Below are 25,235 nucleotides of genomic sequence, written 5' to 3'. Positions count from 1 at the left end.
GTCACTCGCCCGCAGGCCCGACATAGCCGAGATAGTCGGCGATCTCCGGCAGCGGCGGGCGGGTCAGCAGCTCGGTCGCCGGGCCGGTGGCGGCGATGCGGCCGTCCTCGACGAAGGCGGCCTGCGCGTCGATGCCGGGCAGGGCGTCGAGCTGGTGGCTGACCATCAGCACGGTCAGGCCGCGCTCCCGCCGCAGCCGGTCGACCAGCCCGACCATCTCGCGCCGCTGCGCCGGGCCCAGCGCGGCGAAGGGCTCGTCCAGCAACAGGATCGGGCGGTCGCGCACCAGGCTGCGGGCCAGGGCGACGCGCTGGCGTTCGCCGCCGGACAGCTCGGCCGGCCGGCGCGCCTCCAGCCCTTGCAGGTCGACATGGGCCAGCGCTTCCGTCACCTGCGCCGTCTCGGCCGGGCTCAGCCGGCCCGGATGCAAGCCCAGCGCCACGTTCTTCGCCGCCGTGAGATGCGGGAACAGGTTGTGGTCCTGGAACAGGGTGGTGACCGGCCGCGCCGCCGGCGGCAGGCCCAGCGCGTCGCGGCCGAGCAGCCGCAACGAACCGGACAGCGGCGCCTCGAAGCCGGCGATCAGGTTCAGCAGCGTGCTCTTGCCGGCGCCGCTGGGCCCGAACAGCACGACGAAGGCGCCGGCCTCGACCGTCAGATCGAAGCGCATCTCCATCGCCTCGTAGCGATAGGTCAGGCCCTCGATCTCAATCGCGCGTGTGGCCACCGAAGATCCTTTCGATCAGGCCGAACAGGGCCAGCCCCATCAGCACCAGCAGCAGCACGACGGTCGACGCCTCCTGCAGGCGGTAGGCGCCGAGCAGCTGCGCCACCAGCACCGGCAGCGTCTCGTTGCCGTTGCCGCCGAACAGCGCGGCGGCGCCGAGATCGCCGAAGGCCAGGCCGGCCGCGATCGCCAGGGCGAAGCCGGCGGGCCGGCGCAGCAGCGGCCATTCGACCAGCCGAAGGCGGGCCCAGCCGGACAGGCCCAGGCTGTCGGCCAGCCGCCCGTGGCGATGCTGCGCCAGCTCGGCGGCGCCGACCAGCAGGCGCAGCACGAAGGGCAGGGCCATCAGCGCGTTGACCATGGCGACGATCGGCAGCGCCCAGCGCTGCAGGTCGGCGGTGCCGAGCAGCATGACGAACAGGCCGGCGCCGAGCGCCAGCGGCGGCACCACCAGCACCACGGTGCCGCTCAGCTCGAACAGCCGCGCCAGCCGCCGACGCCGGCGGCCGATGCGCAGCACGGCGATGCTGTGCGCCAGCGCCCAGCCCAGCACCAGGGCGAGCGTGGCGGCGCCGAGGGCGACGGCCAGGCTGCGCCCGGCGGCGTGCCACAAAGAGGGGCTGGACAGGATCGGCTTGCCGATGCCGCCCAGGCCTTCGACCAGGATCGCGACCAGCGGCAGCAGCACGAAGCCGGCGGCCAGGACCAGCACCGTCGCATCGATCGCACGGGCCGCCGCGGTCCGGCCGTCGCCGCGCAGCACCGGCCGGCCGACGCCGCCCTCGTCGGCGACCCGGCCGGTCAGCCGCATCGCCGCCAGCACCAGGAGCGCGCAGAGGGCGACCTGCAGCAGCGACAGGGCGACGGCGCGGCCGGGGTCGAAGTCGAAGCGCAGCGCCTGGTAGATCGCGATCTCGATGGTGGCCGAGGCCGGGCCGCCGCCGAGCGTCAGCACCACGGCGAAGCTGGTGAAGCACAGCAGGAAGATCAGGGCGGTCAGGCCGGGCAGCTGGCGCCGCAGCATCGGCCATTCGACCAGGCGGAACAGGTCGGCGCCGCGCAGCCCCAGCATCGACGCCAGGCGCCAGCTCTCGGCCGGGATCGTGCCCCAGGCCGAGAGCAGCACGCGCACGGCGAAGGGCATGTTGAAGAAGACGTGGGCCAGCAGGATGCCGGTCAGGCCGTAGATGTTCGGCCGGATGGTCAGCCCCAGCGCCGCGAACAGGTCGGCGAGCAGGCCGGAGCGGCCGAACACCGTCAGGATGCCGAAGGCGCCGGCCACCGCCGGCACGATCATCGGCAGGCCGAACAGGCGCAGCAGCAGGGTGCGGCCGGGAAAGCGGCGGCGCGACAGGGCGCGGGCGACCGGGATGGCGATGGCGACGCTGATCAGCGCCGACAGCCCGGCCTGCAGCGCCGTGAAGCGCAGCACCGACCAGAGATAGGGATCGGCCCAGACGGACAGCAGGTCGAACTCGGTGGCGGCGCGGATCAGGCCGGTCGCCGCGGTGGCGATCAGCGCCAGGATGGCGAGGAGCGCGAGGAGGCCGGGGAGCGATGCGATCCGATTCGCCGCAGGTTGGGTCCGCCACGGCGAACCCAACAGGCCGGCGCCGTCGCGGGATGTTGGGTTCGCGTGCCGCGAATCCAACCTACGCTGGCTCAACGGCTGGTCGCCTGCAGCCATTCGGCGATCCAGGCGGCGCGGTTGGCCGCGACCTCCTCCGGCGGATACAGCAGCGCCTTGGCCGGGGCCGGCAGCGCCTTGTAGGCGTCGGGCAGCCCGGCCTTCGGCGTCACCGCCGGGTACATCCACTGCGTCGTCGGCAGCAGGTCCTGGAAGGCCGGGCTCAGCATGAAGGCGAGGAATTTGTCGGCCAGTTCGGGATGCTTCGAGGAGGCGAGCTTGGCCGCGACCTCGACCTGCAGGTAGTTGCCCTCGCTGAACACCGCGGCGCCGACATTGCCGTCGTTCTCGGCGATCACGTGATAGGGCGGCGAGGTCAGGTAGCTGAAGGTCATCGGCACCTCGCCCTTGCGGAACAGGCCGTAGCTCTCGCTCCAGCCCGGGGTGACGGTGAGGATGCGCGGCTTCAGCTTCGCCCAGGCCTCCGGCGCCTTGTCGCCATAGACCTGCTTGACCCAGAGCAGCAGGCCGAGGCCCGGCGTGCTGGTGCGCGGATCCTGGATGGTCAGCTCAAGGTCGCTGCTCTCGACCAGGTCGTGCAGGCTCTTCGGCGGGTTCGGCACCTTCGTCTTGTCGTAGACGAAGGCGAAATAGCTCCAGTCGAAGGGCACGAAGACCGGGTCGGTCCAGGCGACCGGCAGCGACAAACCGTCCAGCGTCATGCCGTGCGGCGCGAACAGCCCGGTCGCCGCCGCCTCGGCGGTCAGGTTGGTGTCGAAGCCCAGCACGACATCGGCCTGGGTCGACTTGCCCTCCAGCTTCAGCCGCGACAGCAGGGCGACGCCGTCCTCGACCGAGGTGAACTCGACCGTGCAGCCGCATTCGGCCTCGAAGGCCTTCTTCACCTGCGGCCCCGGCCCCCATTCGGCGGTGAAGGATTCATAGGTGTAAACCTTGAGCACCGGGGTCTCGGCCGCGGCCGGCCCGGCGACGGCGGAGGTCAGGGCCGTCAGCAGGACGGCGGCAATCAGGCGCATCTTGTTCCTCCGCGGGGCGCAGCCGGGCGGAAAGGGAACCTGCCGATGCCTGAGGCGCCGTCTCGTTCTCCCTTCGCCGGCATGACCCGGATCAGGTTCGTCGGGTTGGCGCTGACACGCCTCTCAGCCCCCGTTCGGGCACCCCGGCAAGACGCGCGCATCATCGGGTCGAGCGACCGCCCTGTCAACGCGGGCCCGTTTGGTTGGAGCGACCATTTGGAGGTCTTGCGGCAAGGCATCCGATGGCACATGTCTCCTGCATGGCCGGGGAGGAGCCCATGAACGAGTGCGGACTTGTGGCCCTGCTCAGGACGATGAAGCCGTTGAACAAGGACTTCCCGGAGATCGACGATCCCGCGCCGGAGCCGGAGATCGTTTTTGTCGAAGATGATGCTCCTGATGACACCGATCTCACGGCGCGGTAAAATTCCGCAATTAACGCTAATTGGAGGTAAAAATGGCCGGTCCGCTCGCGATTGGTGAGGACGCGCCCGATTTCGAAGTCGAGACCACCGAGGGGCGGATCCGCTTCCACGACTGGCTCGGCTCGTCCTGGGGCGTGCTCTTCTCGCATCCCAAGGACTTCACCCCGGTGTGCACCACCGAGCTCGGCGCCGTGGCCAAGCTGAAGCCCGAATTCGACAAGCGCAACGTCAAGGTGATCGGCCTCAGCGCCGACCCGGTCGACCGGCATGAGAGCTGGGCCCAGGACATCAAGGAGACGCAAGGTGTCGCCCCGAACTTCCCGGTGATCGGCGATTCCGAGCTCGTCGTCTCCAAGCTCTACGGCATGCTGCCGGCCGATGCCGGCACCACCTCGGAAGGCCGCACCGCGGTCAACAACCAGACCGTGCGCAACGTCTACGTCATCGGGCCGGACAAGAAGATCAAGCTGGTGATCTCCTACCCGATGACCACCGGGCGCAACTTCGACGAGATCCTGCGGGTGATCGACTCGCTGCAGCTGACCGCCAAGCACAAGGTGGCGACGCCGGCCGACTGGAAGAACGGCGAGGACGTCATCATCGTCACCTCGGTCTCGGACGAGGAGGCGAAACAGAAGTTCCCGGCCGGCTTCAAGACCCTCAAGCCCTATCTCCGCACCGTTGCTCAGCCGCGCGACTGATGATCGCGTTCCCGGGCTCAGCCGAGCCCGGGAACCGTCTCCGGCGGCACCAGCCAGCTGGGATCGGGCCGCAGCCGGAACACGACGCGGCCGACGATGTGATCGAGCGGGATATCCCCCAACTGCGCAGAGCGGCTGTCGTCGGCATAGTCGCGATTGTCTCCCAAGACATATATGGCTCCTGCTGCAACTGCCGTCTCCGGAATCTCGTCGAAACGGCCGGGTGTAGGGGATTCCGCGACTTCATAAGATAGGCCCTCCGGGAGCGTCTCGGAGTATACGCTCAAAGTTTCCCATCGCTCGGGAACTTGCCTTCTGATCGTCCCTTGAGGAGCCCGGGCAACTCTGATGCCGTTCAGGGTCAGCTGTCCCGAATTCACGGCGATCTTGTCTCCCGGCAGGCCAATCACGCGAAACATCGCCTTGCCATCGCCATCCGGTCGCCTGAAGACGACGACCTCGCCCCGCTTCGGCAACTGTCCGGCCGTCCGCAGGTCGGCAAGGACGGCATCGTCGACTTCCAGTTCCGGATCATCGCTCCGCTGGCGACACGCAAGATGTCGATCGGAATTCCGGCCTGAGAGAAGCGCGCGATGATGGCTGCGCTATCAAGTTTGGCTTGAGGCGGGGCCGATTGGCTGGAGCGTGCGGATAGCGACAGGCCCGCGGAGCCAAGGAGAAGCAGTGCCGCACGGCGTCCGACCATGGCCTCCGGTCCCAATAGCGATCTCAATCACAGATGATGGCGGAGAGCTGATTTGATGTCATCTCGCCTCCCGGGCTCAGCTGAGCTCGGGCCTTTCCGTCATCGGCCCAGCAGCTCCTTCGCCATCATCATGTGCACGCCCTTGCAGCCGTTCACCGTCTGGGTGATCCGCAGGTCGCCGGCTAGGCTGCACAGGGTGTAGGCGTCCTCGCGCGACAGGCCGGCGGTCTCGCCGAGCAGCCGGATCATGTCGCGCAGCGCCATCTCGGCGCAGCGGTCGAGGTCGGGGTCCATCCCCATGGTGATGTGGTGGGTCGGCGTCTCGGCGCGGGGATAGGTGAAGCCGAGATCGTCGCGGACGATCAGCTGGAAGGTGCCCTGCAGCGCCGTCTCGATCGCGGTGACGCAGACCTCGCCGTCGCCCTGGGCGCCGTGGCCGTCGCCGCAGGAGAACAGGGCGCCGTCGGTGAACACTGGCAGGTAGAGGGTGGTGCCGGCCACCAGCTCCTTGTTGTCGATGTTGCCGGCATGGGCGCGCGGCTGGATCGAGCTGATCCGGCCCCAGCCCTTCGGCGGTGCCACGCCCATGACGCCGAAGAAGGGCCGGAGCGGCAGGTCCAGCCCCCAGGGCAGGCGCGCGGTGCCGCGCCCGGCGTCGAGCGGGATGTTGAGGAGGCGCGAATCCTCGAAGTCATAGGGCAGGGTGCCGGCCAGCGGCCGGATTACGTTGTAGCCCCAGTCCTGGCGCAGCGAGACGTCGAGGATCCGCACCTCCAGCACCCGGCCAGGCTTGGCGCCGCGGACCGCGACCGGGCCGGTCAGGATGTGGCCCGGCGTCGAACGGTCGCAGCGCTGGTGGATCTCGTGGAGCTCGGGCGGGATATGGAAATCGCCATTGGGCAGCACCTCCGGCCCTCCGGTCACGGTGTCGATCACGACCGTGTCGCCGCTGTCGACCGTCAGCACCGGCTCTCGCGTCGCGTCGAAATAGCCCCAGGCACAGGTCTCGGCCGACGCGGGCACATGGTGTCGCGACATGATCGGGTCCCCTCCGGTGGAGCCGACACGCTCGTCTCTTTCGGTTGCCGGTTCAACCCTTCACGGCGCCGGCGGTCAGCCCCTGCACCAGATAGCGCTGGATCACGGCGAAGAAGATGCAGACCGGGATCAGCGCCAGCACCGAGGCCGCGGTCATCTGCCCCCAGTCGACGCCGAACTTGGCGACGAAGGTCGACAGGCCGACCGCAAAGGTTTTCTGGCTGTCGGAGTTGATCAGCATCAGCGCGAACAGCATCTCGCTCCAGGCCGCGGTGAAGACGAAGCCCAGCGTCGCCCCCATGCCCGGCAGAGTCAGCGGCAGCACCACCCGGCGCAGCGCCTGGAAGCGGCTGCAGCCGTCGATCATAGCCGCCTCCTCCAGGTCCTTCGGGATGGCGTCGAAGAAGGACTGCATCAGGAAGGTGGCGAAGGCGACGTTGAAGGCGCTGTAGATGACGATCAGCCCCATCAGGTTGTTGGTCAGGCCCAGCGGCGCCATCAGCCGGTAGACCGGCGGGATGATCATCACCAGCGGGAAGGTCTGGGTCAGCAGCAGCACGAACATCACCGCCGGCTTGGCCTTGAAGCGGAAGCGCGAGAAGGCGTAGCCGGAGGCCGAGGCGCAGAGCGTGACCACCGCCGCGGTGGCGACCGAGACGATGACGCTGTTCAGGAAATAGCGCGGGAAGTTGCTGGCGGTCAGGACCGAATCGAAGTTCCCCAGCGTCCATTCCGACGGCCAGAAGGTGATGCCTTCGGAGAACAGGAGCCGGGTCGGCGTGACCGAGATCTTGACCAGCCAGTACAGCGGGAACAGCGCGAACAGCAGATAGGCGCCGATGCCGAGATAGAAGCCGATGCCGCCGGCGAGGCGGCCGAGGGGCGAGCGTCCGACGATGGTCATCTCATTGCCCCGCGAGCAGGCTCTTGCGCATCCGGATCAGGATGGCGGCATAGAGCAGGAGGAGAAGCAGCAGCATCGTCGCCACGGCCGAGGCGTAGCCGAAATTCAGCCGGGTGAAGGCCTGGGCGAAGATGTAGGTCGACAGGATGCTGGTGGCGTTGGCCGGCCCGCCATTGGTCATCACCCAGATCAGGTCGGCGAAGGTGGCGATCCAGATCGTGCGCAGCAGCACGGTGATGGCGATGGTCGGGGCCAGGAACGGGATGGTGATCTGGGTGAAGCGCTGCCAGGCGGTGGCGCCGTCGATCGCCGCCGCCTCGTAGAAGTCGGACGGGATCGCCTGCAGCGCCGCCAGCAGGGTGATGGCGAAGAACGGGATGCCGAACCAGATATTGGCCAGGATCGGTCCCCACATCGCCAGGTCCGGGTCGGACAGGATGTTCAAGGGCTCCGGCAGCAGGCCGAGATCGGCCATCCAGTAGGGCAGGGGGCCGACCACCGGGTTGAACAGCCAGGCGAAGACCAGGCCGGACAGGAAGGTCGGCACCGCCCAGGGCAGGAACACCAGCGCCTGGACCACGCGCTTGCCGCGGAACGGCCGGTTCAGCAGCAGGGCCAGGCCGAGCCCGCCGAGGAACTGGAACACCAGGCTGCCGACGGTCCACCAGACGGTGTTCTTGAGCGCCCGCCAGACATTGGCGTCGTGCACCAGCATCTCGAAGTTCTTCAGCCCGACCCAGGTGGCCTTGCCGAACGGCGAGAAATTCTGGAAGGCATAGGACAGCCCGACGATCAGCGGCACCAGCATGCTGAGCGTCAGCAGGATGATGGCCGGGCTGAGATAGAGCCAGGGCTCCAGCGCGTTGCCCAGCGCGCGGCGGAAAGATCCCGGGCGGGTGCCTGGGATCGCATGGGTCACGGTCATACTCGCCATCGCAAGTTTGAATCCGTCATGGCGAGGCGCGCAGCGCCCAGTGGCCGGTGCGAGCGGCCCTGGATGGCCAGGCCCCTTCGGGGCTCGCCATGACGGCTTGGGAATGGCCGCGGGTCGATATGTCCCGCTGCCGCGTCACTTCTTGCTGGCCAGGAACTTCTGCTGGGCGGCGGTGAGGTAGTCGGCCCACTCCTTGGCGACGTCGGCGGTCTGCTTCTGGCCCAGCAGGGCCTCCTGGAAGCTCTGCACCGACATCACGTCGAAGAAATAGCCGAACTCCTCGAGATGGGCCGGCCAGGGCAGCGGCTGCCAGCGCGGGTCGTTCAGCTCCTGGAACCAGCCGGCATAGCGCTCGCCGGCGAAATGCTCGTTCTTCTCGGCGCCCTTGTGGATCGGCAGGACGCCGACGAACTTGGCCCATTCGATGTTCTGGTCGGCGTCGAGCAGGAAGGACATCAGCTTCCAGCTCTCCTCCTTGTGCTCGCTGTTGGCGAACATCGACCAGCCGGCATAGCCGATCGAGGGATAGGCGTGGCCGCCGGGGCCGAGCGGCATCGGCGCCACCGCGAAATCCTCGGGCTTCATGTGGTCGAGGATGCCGATCATGGCGTCCGGGTCGTTGTCCAGCATCGCGCAGGTGCCGGAGTAGAAGCCGGTGACGGTTTCGTTGAAGCCCCAGTTCAGGCTGTCCTTCGGCGCGCCGCCGGCCTTGTACAGGTCGACCAGGAACTGCATGCCCTTGGCCGCGCCCTCGTCGCCCAGGGTCGAGGTGCCGTCCTCGTTGAAGAACGTGCCCTTGCCGTCCATGGTCAGCATGAAGAAGGCGGTGCCGCCGGTGCCGCCCTTGCCGCCGCGCAGGCAGTAGCCGGTCTTGCCGCCGCCCAGCGCCGCGATCTTCTTCGAGACGTCCATGAACTCGTCGAGCGTCTTCGGCGGCTCCTTGATGCCGGCCTCCTGGAACAGCTTCTTGTTCCAGTACAGGCCGCGCAGATAGAAACCGTAGGGCACCATGTAGGGGGTGTCGTTCACGGTCTTCGAGAACTGCACCGTCCGGTCACTCAGAGTCGAGGCCTCGTCCCACTTGGCGATGTAGGAGGACAGGTCCTCGAGCTGGCCGTTGTTGGCGTAGAGCGACATCCAGCGCTCCGGCATTTCGGCGATGTCCGGGGTCTCGCCGGCCTGCACCATGGTCAGGAACTTCTCGAAGGCCTCGCCCCAGGGCAGCGAGACGATTTCGACCTTCACGCCCGGGTTGGCGGCCTCGAACTTGGCGATCTGGCCCTTCAGGAACTCGGTGCGCTGCGGGCTGGTGATGACCTCGACCAGCTTCAGGTTGGTGTCGGCCAGCGCCGGGCCGGTGAAGGCGATCGAGGCCAGGCCGGCCAGGAGCATCAGACGTTTCATTGTTGCCTCCCTGTTTGCAAAGCGAGTGTCAGGTGACGGAGCCGGCGAGCGCGCGCTCGAGATCGGCCCACAGGTCCTCAGTGTCCTCGAGCCCGACCGCCAGCCGGACCAGGCGCGGCGAGACCCCGAAGGCGGCGAAGGAATTCGGGCCCTGGGCCTGGCGCAGCGTGGCCCGGGCCGGGACCACCAGGCTCTCATGCCCGCCCCAGCTGACGCCGAGCTTGAACAGCTTCAGCGCGTCGACCAGCCGGACCACGTCGACCTTCTCCTCGACCTCGAAGGAGAACAGGCCGCTGTGGCCGGTCAGCGTGGCGCCGCCCGGGTGGTTGGAGAAGGCGGGGTGCAGCACCCGGGTGACCAGCGGGTGGTCGGCGAGGCGGCGGGCGATGGCCAGGCCGCTCTCCTGGTGCTGCCGCATCCTGAGCGGCAGGGTGCGCATGCCGCGGACCAGCAGCCAGGCTTCGAAGGGCGACAGCTTGCCGCCGAGATAGGGGTGGGTGATGTCGTTGACCCGGGCGATGCGCTCGGCTGAGCCGGCGATCACCCCGGCCACCGTGTCGCTGTGGCCCGACAGGTATTTCGAGGCCGAATGCACCACCAGGTCGACGCCGTGCCGGATCGGCTGCTGGAACAGCGGCGTGGCCCAGGAATTGTCGATGATGGTGGCCGCGCCCTGCGCCTTGGCCAGCGCCGCCAGCCGCCCGATCTCCTGCAGCTCGAACATCATCGAGGTCGGGTTCTCGAGATACAGCAGCTTCGCCCCCGGCAGCGCTGCCTCGACCGCGCCCAGGTCGCCCAGGTCGACATAATCGACGGTGATGCCCAGCCGCGGCAGCAGCTTCTCGAACAGGCGGTAGGCGTCGCCATAGACATGGCGGGTGCACAGGATGCGGTCGCCGGACCCGGCGATGCTGAGCACGGCCGCGCTGATCGCCGCCATGCCGCTGGCGGTGCCGCGGGCGGCCTCGGCCCCCTCCAGCGCCGCCACCTTGCGCTCGAACTCCTGCACCGTCGGGTTGTCGCCGCGGGAATAGACCGGGCGCCTCACCTGGCCGGAGAATGCCGCCTCCATCTCCGCATAGCTGGCGAAGGTGAACAGCGAGGTCTGGTAGATCGGCGGCACCACGGCGCCGGCGGGGAAGCTGTCGTCATGCGCCAGGGTGGTGGCGGCCCCGAAGACGTCGGGGGCGGGGAAATCGTCGGTCATCGGGTCCGTCTGCGGTCGGCGTCTCGGATGTCCTCATCGACCATGTCGATGATGGTCAGCGCGGCGGCGCGCGCGCCGTCCGGGTCGCGCCGGACGATCGCGTCATACATCACGCGGTGATAGGGGAAGGTGCGGCCGGCGAAATCCGGCATGTCCAGCGGGTTCTCCCAGAAGCGGTGGAAGGCGTCCCGCATGCTGGCCAGGATCTGGCCGAAGATCGGGTTCTCGGTGGCGCGGAAGATCGACTGGTGGAACTCCCAGTCCTGCTCCGGCGCGTCGCCGTATTTGGTGTGGTGCGCCTCCATGATGTCGAGGCGGCGGCCGATCTCGGCGATCTGCTCTTCCGTCGCCCGGCGGGCGCAGATCGCCGCGGCCTCGCCCTCCAACGCCCGCCGCACCTCCAGCGTGTGCAGCAGCGTGGCGACGTCGGAGGCGCGGTCGATGGTCAGCGGCATGTGGATGCTGGCGGTCGATACCGGCACCTTGAGATAGGTGCCGCTGCCCTTGCGCATCTCGACGATGCCGAGGCCCTCCCAGCGCTTCAGCGCCTCGCGAACGGTGGAACGGCTGACCTGCAGCTGCTCCGCCAGCTCGCGCTCGGGCGGCAGCCGCTCGCCGGGCTTGATGCCGGCGCGCTCGACATGCTCCGCGATCGCCGCCAGCGCCGCCTCGTCACGCGTCGGCGTGCGGACCGGCAGCAGGGAAGGGCGGAGGCGGGCGGACATCGCGGCGGCAGGGCGTCAAAATTGGTCTGACATCCCGACCACTTTGGACGGATGTATCGAATGCCGTCAATATCGGTTTAAGGTGGAGGCTACGGCGGCGCCAAATCGCAATATCCTTACGGGATTGCCGGTGCTCGATTCGACGGTGATGTGGCTGCGCATGCGTTCGTTGGGCTGGATTGCGATCGTCTGCGCCTTGCTGTCGTCGGCAGCCGGTGCGGCGCAGGGCAAGGACGAGACGGTCGAGCAGGCGGTGTGCCGGCTGATCGAGCAATCCGCCGCCGCCGAGAACCTGCCGCTGGAGTTCTTCACCCGGCTGATCTGGAAGGAGAGCCGGTTCCGGCCGCGCGCGGTCAGCCCGAAAGGGGCGCAGGGCGTAGCCCAGTTCATGCCCGGCACCGCCAAGCTGCGCGACCTGGAGGACCCCTTCGACCCGGAGACGGCGCTGCCGGCCTCCGCCGCTTTCCTGGCCGAGCTGCGCGACCAGTTCGGCAATCTCGGCCTCGCCGCCGCCGGCTACAATGCCGGGCCGAACCGGGTCGAGAGCTGGGTCGGCGGCCGCGGCTTCCTGCCTTTGGAGACCGAGGACTACGTGCTGTTCGTCACCAAGCGCCCGGCCGACGACTGGGTGCCGAAGGCCGACGGCAGCGTCCCCAGCTTCGACGGCAGCCCGAAATCCTGCCTGGAGCTGCTGGCGTCGCTGAAGACCGAGGCGGACCGGGACGAGCTGGTCTCGCCGACCGCGCCCTGGCACGTGCAGATCGCCGGCAACTTCTCCAAGGGCCGGGCGCTGGCGTCCTACAACCGCGTCCGCCGGCGCTTTCCGCAGCTGATGGCGGGGATCCAGCCGATGATCGTCGGCACCCGCATGCTCAGCATGGGCACGCGGCGATTCTACCGGGTCAGCGTGCCGGCGCAGAGCCGGGCCGAGGGCAACCAGTTCTGCAGCCGCCTGCGCCGGGCCGGCGGCGCCTGCATCGTGCTGCGCAACTGAGCGGGACTTGAAGTCCCGCCGCTTCGCACCGATCCTCAATCCACTGCCTGCGAGGGAGGATGTCATGCGTTTCCCGAAATGCCTGATCGTGGTCGCACTCGCCGCTTCGGTCGCGTCCTGCCAGTTCGACAGCGCGCCGAACACGATCGGCGGGGCCGCTGCCGGCGGCCTGGCCGGGGCCGGCATCGGCGCCCTGGTCAGCGGCGGCAACCGGGGCACGGGCGCGCTGATCGGCGCCGGCGTCGGCGCGCTCGCGGGCGGCGCCATCGGCAATTACATGGATCGGCAGCAGGCCGAGCTGCGGCGCAATCTCGCAGGCACCGGCATCGGCGTGAACCGCCGCGGCGACAACCTGGTGCTGGAGATCCCGGGCGACGTCACCTTCGCCACCGATTCCGCGACTATCCGGCCGGCCTTCTACGGCCCGCTCGACAGCGTCGCGGCGACGCTGAACCAGTACACCAACACCTATATCGACGTGGTCGGCCATACCGACAACACCGGCCCGGCCGAATACAACCAGCGGCTGTCGGAGGCGCGGGCGCGCTCGGTCGCCGACTACATCTCCTCGCGCGGGGTCTATCCGCCGCGGATCAATATCGGCGGTGTCGGCGAGGATCAGCCGAAGGCCAGCAACGCCACGGCCGCCGGGCGGCAGGAGAACCGGCGGGTGGAGCTGACGATCCGGCCCAACGGCCAGTGAGCCGAGGCTGATCCGGACAGGATTTCTTCGACCAAAGGCGGAGGCGGTACGCAACGGGTTCCCAACCCGAAGGACGGCGCGTTAGGCTGTTTGCCGGACATAAGATCCGCAACGGGAGGAACGGCCATGCAGCTGAGTCGCGATGACCTTTTGCGTGCCTATCGCCAGATGCGCCTGATCCGGGAGTTCGAGGATCGGGTCCATCTCGAATTCGCCACCGGGGAAATTCCGGGTTTTGTCCATCTCTATGCCGGTGAAGAGGCCAGCGCCGTTGGCGTCTGCCTGCATCTGACCGACCGCGATTCGATCGCCAGCACCCATCGCGGCCACGGCCACTGCATCGCCAAGGACTGCGATCCGGTGGCGATGATGAAGGAGATCTACGGCCGCCGCGACGGGCTGTGCGGCGGCAAGGGCGGGTCGATGCACATCGCCGATCTGTCCAAGGGCATGATGGGCGCCAACGGCATCGTCGGCGGTGGCCCGCCGCTGATCTGCGGCGCCGCGTTGGCGGCCAAGACGCTGGGCACCGGCGGCGTCGCCGTGGCCTTCGTCGGCGACGGCGGGTCGAACCAGGGCACCACCTTCGAGGCGATGAACCTGGCCACCGTGTGGAAGCTGCCGGCGATCTTCGTGTTCGAGAACAACGGCTATGCCGAGGCGACCTCGAGCAAGTATTCGGTCAGCTGCAAGGACATCGTCGAGCGCGCCCAGGCCTTCGGCATGCCCGGCGTCCAGGTCGATGGCCACGACTTCTTCGCGGTGTGGGAAGCGGCGCGGGAGGCCGTCGAGCGGGCGCGCTCCGGCGGCGGCCCGACCCTGCTCGAAGTCAAGCTGAACCGCTATTACGGCCATTTCGAGGGCGACGCCCAGACCTACCGCGCCCCCGGCGAGGTCGAGGCGATCCGGGCCCAGCGCGACAGCCTGGACCTGTTCCGCAGCCGGGTCACCGAGGCCGGGCTGCTGGAGATCGCGCAGATGGAGGCCATCGACGCGGAGATCAGGCAGGCGATCGACCGCGCCGTGGTCGACGCCAAGGCCGCCCCGGTGCCGGGGCCGGCCGATCTTCTGACCGACGTCTACGTCTCGTACTGAGGGAGGCAGGGCATGAGCAGGAAGAGCTTCCGCCAGGCGGTCAACGAGGCGCTGGCGCAGGAGATGCGGCGCGACCCGCGCGTGATCCTGATGGGCGAGGACATCTCCGGCGGCTCCGGCTCGCCGGGCGAGCAGGACGCCTGGGGCGGGCCCCTCGGCGTCACCAAGGGGCTGTACAAGGAGTTCGGGCCCAGCCGCGTCCTGGACACGCCGATCACCGAGAGCGCCTTCATCGGCGCCGCGGCCGGTGCCGCGGCCAGCGGGCTGCGCCCCGTCGCCGAGCTGATGTTCGTCGACTTCATGGGCGTCTGCTTCGACCAGATCTTCAACCAGGCCGCCAAGTTCCGCTACATGTTCGGCGGCAAGGCGGTGACGCCGCTGACCATCCGCACCATGTACGGCGCCGGCTTCCGCGCCGCGGCCCAGCACAGCCAGTGCCTGTACCCGGTGTTCACCCACATCCCCGGCCTGAAATGCGTCATCCCGTCCTCGCCCTATGAGGCGAAGGGCCTGCTGATCCAGGCGATCCGCGACGACGACCCGGTGATCTTCTTCGAGCACAAGGTGCTGTACGACATGGAGGAGGAGGTGCCGGACGAGCCCTACACCATCCCCTTCGGCGAGGCGAATCTGGTGCGCGAGGGCGAAGACGTCACCATCGTCGCCATCGGCCGCATGGTGCAGATGGCCAGGGCGGCGGCGGATGTCCTGGCGAAGGAAGGCGTCGACTGCGCCATCATCGACCCGCGCACGACCTCGCCGCTCGACCTGGATACGATCCTGGAGAGCGTGGAGGAGACCGGAAGGCTGGTGGTGGTGGACGAGGCCAGCCCGCGCTGCAACATGGCGACCGACATCTCGGCCCAGGTGGCGGACCAGGCCTTCGGCGCGCTGAAGGCGCCGATCAAGATGGTGTCGCCGCCGCATGTGCCGGTGCCGTTCTCGGCGGCGCTGGAGGACCTGTACATCCCGAACGCCGACAAGGTGGCGGCGGCGGTGCGCACGGTGATGGGCGCGCCGGACCGGCGGGAGGCCGCGGAATGACGGGAACGATTCACCCGATCACGATGCCGAAATGGGGCCTGGCGATGACCGAGGGCCTGCTCGCCGCCTGGACGGCGGAGGAGGGCGCGCGGATCGAGCCGGGCACCGAGATCGTCGACATCGAGACCAGCAAGATCACCAACGCGCTGGAATCGCCGGTCGGCGGCACGCTGCGCCGGCGGGGGGCGGCGGAGGGCCCGGCCCCGCCGGTCGGCGCGCTGCGGGGCGTGGTGGTCGAGGGCGGGGTCGACGAGGCCGAGCTCGCCCGCTTCATCGAGGCCTCCCAGGCCGAGGTAGCGGCCGCGGCGGAAAGCGCCGCCCCGCCGCCGGAACCCAAGATCGTGCAGGCCGGTGGCCGGCCGATCCGGGCCCTGGTGACGGGGGAGGGCGACGGCACGCCGATCGTCCTGATCCACGGTTTCGGCGGCGACCTCAACAACTGGCTGTTCACCCAGCCGGCGCTGGCCGGCCGTCCGGTCCACGCCATCGACCTGCCGGGCCATGGCGGCTCCGGCAAGGATGTGGGCGCGGGCGACATCGCGGCCCTGGCCGGCGCGGTGCTGGCCTATCTGGATGCCGCCGGGATCGCCAGGGCGCATCTGGCCGGCCATTCCATGGGGGGCGCCGTGGCGCTGTCCCTGGCGCTGGATGCGCCCGACCGGGTGGCCTCGGCGACGCTGATCGCCCCGGCCGGACTCGGGGCGGAGATCAACGGCGGCTATATCGACGGCTTCATCGGCGCGCAGAAGCGCAAGGACCTGAAGCCGCATCTCGAGGCGCTGTTCGCCGATCCGGAGCTGGTGACCCGCGACCTGGTCGAGGACGTGCTGAAGTACAAACGCCTGGACGGGGTCGAGGCGGCGCTGAAGACGATCGCCGGCGCTGTCTTCCCCGGCGGCCGCCAGGCGGCGTCGTTGCGCGACCGGATCGGCGGTGCCAAGGTGCCGGTCCAGGTGATCTGGGGCACGGCGGACGCCATCCTGCCGGCCGCCCATGCCGATGGACTGCCGGCTTCGGTCCCGGTCCACCGCTTCGACGGCAAGGGCCACATGGTCCATATGGAAGCCGCGGCCGAGGTGAACCGTCTGATCGAGGCGTTCATCGCGGCCGCGTAGGTTGGGTTCGCGATTGCGAACCCAACATTGCATCGCCTGATCATCGAAGAGTGTTGGGTTCGCCGGGCGAACCCAACCTACTCGCTGCACGAGCAGATTCTGCGGCTGAGTTCGCCAGCGGCAAAGCAGATTCTCATGGATTCTTCGTCTTCAGGACAGATTTCGTGAGAATTGTCATTTGTATGACATAGATATGGACTAGTGAATTCCCTTCGAAAGGAGGGCGATCCCATGAGATCCATCCGAAGTATCAAGGCGCTCGGAGCCATTTTCAGGGCTTGGGAGGGATATTTCGGAACCGGAGGCTTTTTGCGCAAAGACTGGATTTATTTTGGACTTGAGTTTCTGTCGCACGAGCAATGGCGAATATCTCAACCGGGGCCTCCGCCCGCTCCGGCCAGGAGCAATGTCTCGCAGCTCAGCGATCATCGGAAACCCCAGGTGACGGCCGATGCCCGGCCGGGGCCGACGGCATCGCCGGCGCCGGAGGCCCTTGCGGCCCGCCGGAGGGCCCGCTAGCCTCCGTCCCGCGTGCAAGACGCATCCGGTCCGCGGGAAGGGCAGCGCCCACTTGCGAGAGAGCAGCCTTCCTGCGCCGATCCTTCTTTCTGCCCGTGATGCGGATGCCGGGCCTGTGAAAGGAGGAGCGCCATGCCTCATCCCTATGCCCGCGACCTGCCCGCATCGCCCGATCCGGAGCAGCAGAAGAAGCGCGCCAAGGACCTGCTGAAGGCGCTGCGCGCCGGCGAGGCCGAGGCGATCGCCCGGTTCCGCTACAGCCATCCGCGACTGGCTCATCGTGCCGATGCCGAGCTTGCCGCCGCGGCGAAGCTGAGCGACGCGCAATGGGTGATCGCCCGCGAATACGGCTTCGCCAGTTGGCCAAAGCTGCAGGCCCATCTGGCCGGGGAGCTGCCGGAGATCGCCCGGCCCTTCGAGACCGAGCTGCAATACTATCGCGACCGCGCCGCCGGCATTCGCAGCAATCACCGCACCGGCGAGGCCGGGTCGCTGCGCCTGGCGCAGCGCTTCCATCCGCGATTCGCCGCGGCGTCGGAGGCCGAGATCCGCGCCGCCGAATTGAGCCAGGCCGACGCCGAGCTGATCGTGGCCCGCAGCCACGGCTTCGACGACTGGACCGGTTTCGCCGAGCGGATCGAGGCGATGCAGGCCGGCCGGGTGGAGGAGCCGTTCCGGACCGCCTTCGAGGCGATCCGCGGCGACGACCGCGGCGCCCTGGCCGCGGTGCTGTCGTCGCATCCCGGCCTGGTCAACGCCAAGGGGACCAACGGCAACCGCCTGCTGATGCTGGCGATCTCGATGAACCGCCTGGTGCTGGCCGGCGACCTGCTCGACGCCGGCGCCGACCCGTCGCTCACCAATGACAAGGGCTGGGGCCCGCTGCACGACATCGCCTATGGCGGCGGCCGCGGCGACCGGGAGGCGCGCCTGGCCCTGCTCGACCGGCTGATCGCAGCGGGCAGCCCGGTCGAGGCCGAGGCCTATGGCGACGGCGGCACGCCGCTGGCAGTCGCGCTGTTCTGGGGCCACGGCACGGTGGCCGAAAGGCTGGCGGCGGAGGTGGTGGCGCCGCTCAACCTGCGCATCGCCGCCGGCCTCGGGCGGATGGACCTGATCGGCCTCTTCTTCGAGGCCGACGGGACCCTGCGGCCGGAGGCGGGGCATCACCGCGGCTTCTACCGCCCTCACAGCGGCTTCCCGGAATGGCACATGACCGATTCGCCGCAGGAGATCCTGGACGAGGCGCTGACCTGGGCCGCGCGCAGCGGCCGGATCGAGGCGATGGCCGCCCTGCTGGCCCGCGGTGCCGACATCGACGGCGCGCCCCACAACGGCGCCGCGCTCCACTGGGCGCTGCTGAGCCATCGGGCGGAGGCGGCGGACTGGCTGATCGGGCAGGGCGCGGACGTCAACCGCCGGGTCGTCTGGGGCGATACGGCCGACGTCACCCCGCTGCACATGGCGGCCGGCTGGGCCAACGATTCGCGCGGCGCCCGCCTGCTGCTGCGGCACGGGGCGGACCCGGCCCTGCGCGACCGGACCTACGACAGCACCCCGCTGGGCTGGGCCGAGCATTTCGGCCATCCCGAGGTCGCCGCGGTGCTGAAGGGCGGATCGGTAGGCGACTCCGGCGCATGAGCGGCGGCCGTCATGCCGGGCGCGACCCGAGCCGGCGCAGCAGGGACAGGGTGTAGAGGAAGACGAACAGATAGATGAACAGCTCCTGCTGCTCGGCGGCGCGATAGGGCTTGGGGCCCTGGCCGAAGCCGAACAGGTGCAGCCATTCCGGCAGGATCGTCACCAGCACCAGCAGCGCGGCGGTGAAGCCAGCGAAGGTCGGCATCAGCCACCACGGCCGGGCGACGCGCAGCTGGCCGGTCGCCGCCGTCGCCAGCGGGTAGAGGAGGCCGCCGACATAGATCGCAGCCTCCAGCAGCGCGCGCGGCTTCTGGTCGAACCAGGCGGAGGTGTTGTGCAGGTTGGTCTCCTGCTGGTCGTTGACCCGGGCGAACCAGCCTTCGGCCGCCCAGCCGACATAGTGCTGACCCCAACTGATCTCTTCGCCGAGCATGTAGGCCGACCCCAGCGCCAGCAGGGCGGCCCAGACGACCAGGCCACGCTCGTGCGCGGCGCGGGCGCGGGCGACCAGGACCAGGGCGGCGATCAGGGCGACCAGCAGGACGGCCGCCTGGGTGTTTTCCAGAACGCCGAGCTCGCCCTCGAGGACGGTCAGGCGGAGATCGGGACGGAGATAGAGGGCGAGGCTGAAGACCAGGAACAGGACGAGCGGCAGGACGACGGCAATGCCGAGAGGCAGGTCATCGGCCGCCCGCAAACGGGACGGGCTGAACGCAACCAATGAAGCGGAACTCCAAGAACCGATGCCCCTCGCCGTTTTGTTACGAAATTGTGACCACCGTGTCGATCTGCAATCTGCGGCTGTGGCGCGGCGGATCGCGGAACGGCAGGGTCAAAAAGCAGAAAGCCCCGCCGAAGCGGGGCCTGGAAACGGCTGATGCCGGAAGTTTGGCTGGGGGACTAGGATTCGAACCTAGGCTGGCGGAGTCAGAGTCCGCTGTCCTACCACTAGACGATCCCCCAGCGGCCGGCGGGAGGGTGTCTACCCCAGCGATCCGCCCGTGTAAAGGCCCGCGTTGCGGAACGGCAGCCATGCCGAAAGCGGATGCGACCCTGCGGCCATTTCCACTTTGGCCGTGCCTGCGCTACAGTTCGGTGAAGGGACGGAGGCGCCGTTCGAAACGGGACGGACGGCCATGGAAGGAATGTCAGTGGTGGAGTCGATCGCAATCGCCGAGGCCACCGCGGCCGGCGATCGACGTCGGGCAGCGAGGCCCGAACCTCTTTACGCCGCCGTGGATCTCGGCACCAACAACTGCCGGCTGCTGATCGCGCGTGCCGCGACCGGCGGCTTCCAGGTGGTCGACGCCTTCAGCCGGATCGTCCGGCTGGGCGAAGGCGTCGGCGCGACCGGACGGCTGCAGCCCGAGGCGATGCAACGCACGCTGTCGGCGCTGCGCATCTGCGCCGCCAAGATCCGGCGCCAGAACGTGATCCTGTCGCGCGCGGTGGCGACCGAGGCCTGCCGCCAGGCCGGCAACTTCCCGGCCTTTCGCGACCGGGTGCGGCGCGAGACCGGTCTGCAGCTGGAGATGATCCCGGCGGCCGAGGAGGCACGCCTGGCCGCGGCCGGCTGCGCCCCGCTGCTCGACCCCGCGATCCCGCACGCGATCATCTTCGACATCGGCGGCGGCTCGACCGAGCTGACCTGGCTGGAGTTCGATTCCGACGGTCATGCTGTGACGCTCGACGCGCTCAGCATCCCGCTCGGCGTCGTCTCCCTGGCCGAGCAGCATGGCGGCCACGAGGTCTCGGCCGAGACCTATGCGTCGATGACCGCCGCCACCGCCGCCGCTCTGGCCGAATTCGAGGCGCGCAACAACCTGCGCGGGCTGATCGCCCAGGGCCGGGTGCAGATGATCGGCTCCTCCGGCACCGTCACCACGCTGGCCGGGGTGCATCTCGGCCTGCCGCGCTACATCCGCTCCGAGGTCGACGGCTGCACCCTGACCTTCGAGGAGGCGCGGCGCGCCAGCCGCATGCTGCTCGGCCTCGACTATGCGGCGCGGTCGTCCTATCCCTGCATCGGGCGCGACCGGGCCGACCTGGTGCTGGCCGGCTGCGCCATCCTCGAGGCGATCTGCGACACCTGGCCGGTCGGCAGGCTGCGGGTCGGCGACCGCGGCGTGCGCGAGGGCATCCTGTTCGACCTGCTGGCCGAGGCGCAGAAGCGCCGCGCCTGACGACATCCGGGACCGATGAAGACACCGAAGAAGCCTGGCGGCACCGCGAGGGCGGGGGGGCCGAGCGGCCGCGGCAGCCGCGGCCTGACCGTGCGGGTCAAGACCGCCAAGCAGCGGACGCCGTCCTCGACCCGCTGGCTCGAGCGCCAGCTCAACGATCCCTATGTCGCCGAGGCCAAGCGCCTGGGCTATCGCTCGCGCGCCGCGTTCAAGCTGGTGCAGCTCGACGACAAGCTGCAGCTGCTGCGCCGCGGCATGCGCGTGGTCGATCTCGGCTGTGCTCCTGGCGGCTGGGTCCAGGTGGCGCTGGAGCGGGTCGGGCCGGGCGGCAAGGTGGTGGGCATCGACTATCTCGGCATGGATCCGGTGCCGGGCGCGACCATCCTGGAGATGGATTTCCTCGACCCCGCGGCGCCGGCCCGGCTGAAGGAGGCGCTGGCCGGCCCGGCCGACATCGTGCTCAGCGACATGGCGGCGCCGACCGTCGGCCACCAGGCGACCGACCACCTGCGAATCATGGCGCTGGCCGAGACCGCTGCGGATTTCGCCCTCGACGTGCTGGTGCCGGGCGGCGCCTTCGTCGCCAAGCTGTTCCAGGGCGGGGCGGAGAAGGACCTGCTCGACGTCCTGAAGCGCAACTTCGCCAAGGTCCGCCACGTCAAGCCGCCCGCCAGCCGCCAGGACAGTTCCGAAGTCTATGTCGTGGCCACGGACTTCAAAGGCCGAGATCCGCGGGACGCAACGCAGGCCCCCTAGATCTGCGCTTCACAACGGCCCGAGGGGGGTTATATTGCGGCGCTTCCAAGCTCTGGGAGCCCCGACATGTCCTCCTTCCGCGATGCTCTGACCTTCGATGACGTCCTGCTGGTCCCGCAGGCCTCGTCGATCCTGCCGGCCGAGGCGGACACGCGGACCCGCCTGACCAAGCGCATCGAGCTCGGCATCCCGCTGCTCTCCGCCGCCATGGACACGGTGACCGAGGCGCCGCTGGCGATCGCCATGGCCCAGGCCGGCGGCATCGGCGTGATCCACCGCAACCTCGACATCGAGCGCCAGGCCGAGGAAGTGCGGAAGGTGAAGCGCTTCGAAAGCGGCATGGTGGTGAACCCGATCACCATCGGCCCGAACGCCTCGCTGGCCGAGGCGCTGGCGCTGATGGACCGGCACGGCATCTCCGGCATCCCGGTGGTGGAGGACAGCGGCAAGCTGGTCGGCATCCTGACCAACCGCGACGTCCGCTTCGCCACCAACCCGACGCAGCCGGTGCGCGAGCTGATGACCAAGGACAAGCTGGTCACGGTGCGCGAGGGCGTGGGCAAGGACGAGGCCAAGCGCCTGTTGCACCAGAACCGGATCGAGAAGCTGCTGGTGGTCGACCAGGACTACCGCTGCATCGGGCTGATCACGGTCAAGGACATCGTCAAGGCCCAGCTGCACCCGAACGCCTGCAAGGACGAGCAGGGCCGGCTGCGCGTCGCGGCCGCCACCGGCACCGGCGACAAGGGCATCTCCCGCGCCGAGGCGCTGTTCGACGCCGGGGTCGACGTGCTGGTGCTGGACACCGCGCACGGCCATTCCGAGGGCGTGCTGAAGAGCGTGGAGCGGGCGCGCCGCCTGACCAACTCGACCCAGCTGGTGGCCGGCAACGTCGCCACCGCCGACGCCGCCAAGGCGCTGATCGACGCCGGGGCGGACGCGGTCAAGGTCGGCATCGGCCCGGGCTCGATCTGCACCACCCGCATGGTCGCCGGCGTCGGCGTGCCGCAGCTGACCGCGGTGATGGATGTGGTCGAGGCCTGCCGCAAGGCCGGCATCCCGGTGATCTCCGACGGCGGCATCAAGTATTCCGGCGACCTGGCCAAGGCGATCGCCGCCGGCGCCGACGTGGTGATGCTGGGCTCGCTGTTCGCCGGCACCGACGAGGCGCCGGGCGAGGTGATCCTGTACCAGGGCCGCTCCTACAAGAGCTATCGCGGCATGGGCTCGCTCGGCGCCATGGCGCGCGGCTCGGCCGACCGCTACTTCCAGCAGGAGGTGTCGGACACGCTGAAGCTGGTGCCGGAGGGCGTCGAGGGCCGGGTGCCGTACAAGGGCCCGATCGCCAACGTCATCCATCAGCTGGTGGGCGGGCTGAAGGCGGCGATGGGCTACACCGGCAGCCGCACCATCGCCGACCTGCACCAGCGGGCGGAGTTCGTGCGCATCACCAATGCCGGCCTGCGCGAGAGCCATGTGCATGACATCACCGTGACCCACGAGGCCCCGAACTACCGGCCGGGGCTGTAGAGAGACCTTTCCGTCGCAGTCCTGCCCGTGACGCTGGCCCGTTCCGGCGGCCGTCCCTATTCTGGCCGGCCACGGATTCAACCGGCACGGGCACCATGGACGCTTCCGACGATCCCTATCTGTGGCTCGAGGACATCGACGGCGCGGCGGCGCTCGACTGGGTCCGGGCGCGCAATGCCGAGAGCACCGGCCGCTTCGCCGAGACGGCGGAGTTCGAGCGGATGCGCCGGCAGATGCTGGAGATCCTCGACTCCGAGGAGAAGCTGCCGCACGTCGTGCGCCGCGGCGACCGCTACTACAATTTCTGGCGCGACGCGGCCCATCCGCGCGGCCTGTGGCGGCGCACGACATTGGCGTCGTTCCGCGCGGCCGAGCCGGTGTGGGAAGTGCTGCTGGACCTCGATGCGCTGGCCGAGGCCGAGGGCGAGAACTGGGTCTGGCACGGCGCCGACGTGCTGGAGCCGGACTTCAGGCGCTGCCTGGTCGCCCTGTCGCGCGGCGGCGCCGACGCCCATGTCGTCCGCGAATTCGACCTGGAAAGCCGCGCCTTCGTTCCCGACGGCTTCCATCTGCCCGAGGCGAAGAGCCGCTTCGGCTGGAAGGATGCCGATTCGATCTATGTCGGCACCGATTTCGGGCCGGGGTCGCTGACCCGCTCCGGCTATCCGCGGATCTCCAAGCTGTGGCTGCGCGGCCAGCCGCTGGAGGCGGCCACGACGGTTTATGAGGGGCAGGAGGACGATCTCGCGGTCGACGCCTTCCACGACCGCTTCCCCGGCTTCGAGCGCGATCTCGTCGCCCGGCGCATCGACTTCTACACCAGCGAGCTGTTCCTGCTGGGCGACGACGGCACCCTGACCCTGATCGACGTGCCGCGCGACGCCGAGGCCGGCACCCATGGCCCCTGGCTGCTGGTGTCGCCGCGGACGGACTGGACGGTCGGCGGCCGGACCTATCCCGGCGGCGCTTTGCTGGCCGCCCGCTTCGATGACTGGCTCGCCGGCAAACGCGAGCTCGCGATCCTGTTCGAGCCGAGCGAGACCACGGCGCTGTCGAGCTGGTCCGGCACCCGCAACCACCTGGTCCTGCAGATCCTCGACGACGTGAAGAGCCGGGTCGAGGTGCTGACGCCGGGCGAGGGCGGTTGGCGGCACCGCAACCTGGAGGGGCTGCCCGAGGCTGCCACCATCGCCTATGTCAGCACCGCCCCGCACCAGGACGACGAGATCCTGGTGCTGGCTTCGGGCTTCCTCGAGCCGGACACGCTGTATCGCGGCACGGCCGGCGAGACCGGCTTCGAATCGCTGAAGCAGGCGCCGGCCTTCTTCGACGCCTCGCCCTATGCGGTGGAGCAGCATTTCGTCGCCTCGGCCGACGGCACGCGGGTGCCCTATTTCGTGGTGGCGCGAAAGGACTTGGCCCGCGACGGCAGCGCCCCGACCCTGCTGACCGGCTATGGCGGCTTCGAGGTGCCGCTGTTGCCGCATTACATCCCGGGCGAGGGGCGGCTGTGGCTCGACCGCGGCGGGGTCTATGCCGTCGCCAACATCCGCGGCGGCGGCGAATACGGGCCGCGCTGGCACCAGGCGGCGCTGCGCGAGAACCGGCCGCGCGCCTATGAGGATTTCGCCGCCGTGGCGCGCGACCTGGTCGCCCGCGGCATCACCTCGGTGCCGCATCTCGGCATTGAGGGCGGCAGCAATGGCGGCCTGCTGGTCGGCAACATGCTGACGACCTATCCGGAGCTGTTCGGCGCCATCGTCTGCGCCGTGCCGCTCCTGGACATGAAGCGCTACACCAGGCTGCTGGCCGGCGCTTCCTGGGTCGCGGAATACGGCGACCCGGACAAGCCGGAGGACTGGGCATTCCTCAAGACCTTCTCGCCCTACCAGAACCTGCGCCAGGAGGCAGCTTATCCGCCGGTGCTGTTCCTGACCTCGACCCGGGACGACCGGGTGCATCCGGGCCACGCCCGCAAGATGGCGGCGAAGATGATCGCGATGGGCCGGGACGTCCTCTACTACGAGAACATCGAGGGCGGCCACGGCGCCGCCGCGAACAACGCCCAGACCGCCTTCAACCAGGCGCTGATCCACGCCTTCCTGTGGGAGAGGCTGAGCTAGCCCTCCAATTCTGAATGCCCGCCGTTCAGGGCTGGGGTGCTCCCAGCCCTTCGAGCGGCGGTCAGGATGCCTTCCTCATCGACGATGATGGATGGAG

General features: G+C 69.2%; 23 protein-coding genes, 1 tRNA gene and 1 riboswitch. Of the genes, 12 read left to right on the top strand and 12 right to left on the bottom strand.

The features are described from left to right. Position 1 precedes the first annotated feature (1 nt). From thiQ to thiB, 3 genes are read right to left on the bottom strand one after another with little or no spacing between them, the layout of a single operon-like run. Positions 2-727, bottom strand: coding sequence for a thiamine ABC transporter ATP-binding protein (thiQ, locus tag LG391_RS02280; RefSeq protein ID WP_225765759.1), 726 nt, complete (start codon positions 725-727; stop codon positions 2-4). Continuing rightward, the gene (thiP, locus tag LG391_RS02275) at positions 708-2,330 is read right to left on the bottom strand and encodes a thiamine/thiamine pyrophosphate ABC transporter permease (protein WP_225765741.1); all 1,623 of its coding nucleotides are present in this window, start codon (positions 2,328-2,330) and stop codon (positions 708-710) included. The genes thiQ and thiP overlap by 20 nt, the downstream gene beginning before the upstream one ends. A 59-nt stretch (positions 2,331-2,389) precedes the next feature. Then, complete coding sequence (gene thiB, locus LG391_RS02270; RefSeq protein WP_225765738.1) at positions 2,390-3,391, bottom strand: thiamine ABC transporter substrate binding subunit; 1,002 nt, start codon at positions 3,389-3,391, stop codon at positions 2,390-2,392. Positions 3,392-3,442: 51 nt separating this feature from the next. Beyond that, positions 3,443-3,547, bottom strand: a riboswitch (TPP riboswitch). A gap of 122 nt (positions 3,548-3,669) precedes the next feature. Here thiB and LG391_RS02265 point away from each other — a divergent pair. Both LG391_RS02265 and LG391_RS02260 read left to right on the top strand, forming a co-directional pair. Beyond that, entirely contained in the window at positions 3,670-3,816 is a 147-nt protein-coding gene (locus LG391_RS02265; protein ID WP_225765736.1) for a hypothetical protein, read from the top strand. A 32-nt stretch (positions 3,817-3,848) separates the two neighbouring features. Further along, positions 3,849-4,517, top strand: a complete 669-nt coding sequence (locus tag LG391_RS02260; protein ID WP_225765725.1) for a peroxiredoxin — start codon at positions 3,849-3,851, stop codon at positions 4,515-4,517. A 17-nt stretch (positions 4,518-4,534) separates the two neighbouring features. Here the strand turns inward: LG391_RS02260 and lepB are convergent, their stop codons facing one another. The 7 genes from lepB to LG391_RS02225 form a co-directional block, all read right to left on the bottom strand. Next, positions 4,535-5,011: a signal peptidase I gene (gene lepB, locus LG391_RS02255; protein ID WP_255646482.1), complete on the bottom strand. Its 477-nt coding sequence runs from the start codon at positions 5,009-5,011 to the stop codon at positions 4,535-4,537. A gap of 311 nt (positions 5,012-5,322) precedes the next feature. After that, complete coding sequence (locus tag LG391_RS02250; protein ID WP_225765723.1) at positions 5,323-6,261, bottom strand: acetamidase/formamidase family protein; 939 nt, start codon at positions 6,259-6,261, stop codon at positions 5,323-5,325. Between the two features lie 52 nt (positions 6,262-6,313). Beyond that, positions 6,314-7,165: a carbohydrate ABC transporter permease gene (locus LG391_RS02245; RefSeq protein WP_225765721.1), complete on the bottom strand. Its 852-nt coding sequence runs from the start codon at positions 7,163-7,165 to the stop codon at positions 6,314-6,316. A 1-nt stretch (position 7,166) separates the two neighbouring features. Continuing rightward, the gene (locus LG391_RS02240; RefSeq protein WP_225765719.1) at positions 7,167-8,090 is read right to left on the bottom strand and encodes a carbohydrate ABC transporter permease; all 924 of its coding nucleotides are present in this window, start codon (positions 8,088-8,090) and stop codon (positions 7,167-7,169) included. 144 nt (positions 8,091-8,234) lie between these two features. Then, entirely contained in the window at positions 8,235-9,503 is a 1,269-nt protein-coding gene (locus LG391_RS02235) for a sugar ABC transporter substrate-binding protein (protein ID WP_225765716.1), read from the bottom strand. Between the two features lie 28 nt (positions 9,504-9,531). After that, on the bottom strand, positions 9,532-10,710 hold the full coding sequence (locus LG391_RS02230; protein ID WP_225765714.1) for a PLP-dependent transferase: 1,179 nt from the start codon (positions 10,708-10,710) through the stop codon (positions 9,532-9,534). Next, entirely contained in the window at positions 10,707-11,435 is a 729-nt protein-coding gene (locus LG391_RS02225; protein WP_225765712.1) for a FadR/GntR family transcriptional regulator, read from the bottom strand. Before LG391_RS02225 ends, LG391_RS02230 begins: the two co-directional genes overlap by 4 nt. 130 nt (positions 11,436-11,565) lie before the next feature. Here LG391_RS02225 and LG391_RS02220 point away from each other — a divergent pair, with 130 nt between their 5' ends. The 6 genes from LG391_RS02220 (at position 11,566) to LG391_RS02195 (ending at position 18,546) form a co-directional block, all read left to right on the top strand. Further along, entirely contained in the window at positions 11,566-12,429 is an 864-nt protein-coding gene (locus LG391_RS02220) for a lytic transglycosylase domain-containing protein (RefSeq protein WP_225765709.1), read from the top strand. A gap of 64 nt (positions 12,430-12,493) precedes the next feature. Next, the gene (locus LG391_RS02215) at positions 12,494-13,132 is read left to right on the top strand and encodes an OmpA family protein (protein ID WP_225765706.1); all 639 of its coding nucleotides are present in this window, start codon (positions 12,494-12,496) and stop codon (positions 13,130-13,132) included. Positions 13,133-13,258: 126 nt separating this feature from the next. Beyond that, complete coding sequence (locus LG391_RS02210) at positions 13,259-14,227, top strand: thiamine pyrophosphate-dependent dehydrogenase E1 component subunit alpha (protein WP_225765704.1); 969 nt, start codon at positions 13,259-13,261, stop codon at positions 14,225-14,227. A 12-nt stretch (positions 14,228-14,239) separates the two neighbouring features. After that, entirely contained in the window at positions 14,240-15,271 is a 1,032-nt protein-coding gene (locus tag LG391_RS02205) for an alpha-ketoacid dehydrogenase subunit beta (protein WP_225765694.1), read from the top strand. Next, entirely contained in the window at positions 15,268-16,386 is a 1,119-nt protein-coding gene (locus LG391_RS02200) for an acetoin dehydrogenase dihydrolipoyllysine-residue acetyltransferase subunit (RefSeq protein ID WP_225765692.1), read from the top strand. The genes LG391_RS02205 and LG391_RS02200 overlap by 4 nt, the downstream gene beginning before the upstream one ends. Before the next feature lie 651 nt (positions 16,387-17,037). Continuing rightward, positions 17,038-18,546 carry an ankyrin repeat domain-containing protein gene (locus LG391_RS02195; RefSeq protein WP_225765690.1) on the top strand — a complete coding sequence of 503 codons (1,509 nt, stop codon included), beginning with the start codon at positions 17,038-17,040 and terminating at the stop codon, positions 18,544-18,546. Positions 18,547-18,556: 10 nt separating this feature from the next. Here LG391_RS02195 and LG391_RS02190 read toward each other — a convergent pair whose 3' ends face one another. Both LG391_RS02190 and LG391_RS02185 read right to left on the bottom strand, forming a co-directional pair. Continuing rightward, on the bottom strand, positions 18,557-19,267 hold the full coding sequence (locus tag LG391_RS02190; protein ID WP_225765688.1) for a hypothetical protein: 711 nt from the start codon (positions 19,265-19,267) through the stop codon (positions 18,557-18,559). A 168-nt stretch (positions 19,268-19,435) separates the two neighbouring features. Further along, positions 19,436-19,509 (bottom strand) — tRNA-Gln (locus tag LG391_RS02185). A gap of 182 nt (positions 19,510-19,691) precedes the next feature. Here LG391_RS02185 and LG391_RS02180 point away from each other — a divergent pair. From LG391_RS02180 to LG391_RS02165, 4 genes are all read left to right on the top strand, one after another. Beyond that, positions 19,692-20,729: a Ppx/GppA phosphatase family protein gene (locus tag LG391_RS02180; RefSeq protein ID WP_374200730.1), complete on the top strand. Its 1,038-nt coding sequence runs from the start codon at positions 19,692-19,694 to the stop codon at positions 20,727-20,729. Between the two features lie 15 nt (positions 20,730-20,744). Then, a complete protein-coding gene (locus LG391_RS02175) occupies positions 20,745-21,485 on the top strand; it encodes an RlmE family RNA methyltransferase (RefSeq protein ID WP_225765675.1) in 741 nt (246 codons plus the stop codon). 66 nt (positions 21,486-21,551) lie between these two features. Next, complete coding sequence (gene guaB / locus LG391_RS02170; RefSeq protein WP_225765673.1) at positions 21,552-23,015, top strand: IMP dehydrogenase; 1,464 nt, start codon at positions 21,552-21,554, stop codon at positions 23,013-23,015. Between the two features lie 95 nt (positions 23,016-23,110). Further along, the gene (locus tag LG391_RS02165) at positions 23,111-25,138 is read left to right on the top strand and encodes a prolyl oligopeptidase family protein (RefSeq protein WP_225765670.1); all 2,028 of its coding nucleotides are present in this window, start codon (positions 23,111-23,113) and stop codon (positions 25,136-25,138) included. Positions 25,139-25,235: the final 97 nt, after the last annotated feature.

Origin of the sequence: Inquilinus sp. Marseille-Q2685, assembly GCF_916619195.1 — a bacterium.
Lineage (GTDB): Bacteria > Pseudomonadota > Alphaproteobacteria > DSM-16000 > Inquilinaceae > Inquilinus.
This window is presented reverse-complemented; position numbering and strand designations above follow the sequence as displayed.

Bases quoted from the DNA above. Each gene is read 5' to 3' on its own strand.
- thiB (WP_225765738.1), bottom strand. From the start codon at position 3,391: ATGCGCCTGATTGCCGCCGTCCTGCTGACGGCCCTGACCTCCGCCGTC.
- LG391_RS02175 (WP_225765675.1), top strand. From the start codon at position 20,745: ATGAAGACACCGAAGAAGCCTGGCGGCACCGCGAGGGCGGGGGGGCCG.
- LG391_RS02225 (WP_225765712.1), bottom strand. From the start codon at position 11,435: ATGTCCGCCCGCCTCCGCCCTTCCCTGCTGCCGGTCCGCACGCCGACG.
- LG391_RS02215 (WP_225765706.1), top strand. From the start codon at position 12,494: ATGCGTTTCCCGAAATGCCTGATCGTGGTCGCACTCGCCGCTTCGGTC.
- LG391_RS02265 (WP_225765736.1), top strand. From the start codon at position 3,670: ATGAACGAGTGCGGACTTGTGGCCCTGCTCAGGACGATGAAGCCGTTG.
- LG391_RS02210 (WP_225765704.1), top strand. From the start codon at position 13,259: ATGCAGCTGAGTCGCGATGACCTTTTGCGTGCCTATCGCCAGATGCGC.
- LG391_RS02165 (WP_225765670.1), top strand. From the start codon at position 23,111: ATGGACGCTTCCGACGATCCCTATCTGTGGCTCGAGGACATCGACGGC.
- guaB (WP_225765673.1), top strand. From the start codon at position 21,552: ATGTCCTCCTTCCGCGATGCTCTGACCTTCGATGACGTCCTGCTGGTC.
- LG391_RS02195 (WP_225765690.1), top strand. From the start codon at position 17,038: ATGCCTCATCCCTATGCCCGCGACCTGCCCGCATCGCCCGATCCGGAG.
- LG391_RS02200 (WP_225765692.1), top strand. From the start codon at position 15,268: ATGACGGGAACGATTCACCCGATCACGATGCCGAAATGGGGCCTGGCG.
- LG391_RS02245 (WP_225765721.1), bottom strand. From the start codon at position 7,165: ATGACCATCGTCGGACGCTCGCCCCTCGGCCGCCTCGCCGGCGGCATC.
- LG391_RS02260 (WP_225765725.1), top strand. From the start codon at position 3,849: ATGGCCGGTCCGCTCGCGATTGGTGAGGACGCGCCCGATTTCGAAGTC.
- LG391_RS02205 (WP_225765694.1), top strand. From the start codon at position 14,240: ATGAGCAGGAAGAGCTTCCGCCAGGCGGTCAACGAGGCGCTGGCGCAG.
- LG391_RS02230 (WP_225765714.1), bottom strand. From the start codon at position 10,710: ATGACCGACGATTTCCCCGCCCCCGACGTCTTCGGGGCCGCCACCACC.
- LG391_RS02180 (WP_374200730.1), top strand. From the start codon at position 19,692: ATGTCAGTGGTGGAGTCGATCGCAATCGCCGAGGCCACCGCGGCCGGC.
- LG391_RS02235 (WP_225765716.1), bottom strand. From the start codon at position 9,503: ATGAAACGTCTGATGCTCCTGGCCGGCCTGGCCTCGATCGCCTTCACC.
- LG391_RS02240 (WP_225765719.1), bottom strand. From the start codon at position 8,090: ATGACCGTGACCCATGCGATCCCAGGCACCCGCCCGGGATCTTTCCGC.
- LG391_RS02250 (WP_225765723.1), bottom strand. From the start codon at position 6,261: ATGTCGCGACACCATGTGCCCGCGTCGGCCGAGACCTGTGCCTGGGGC.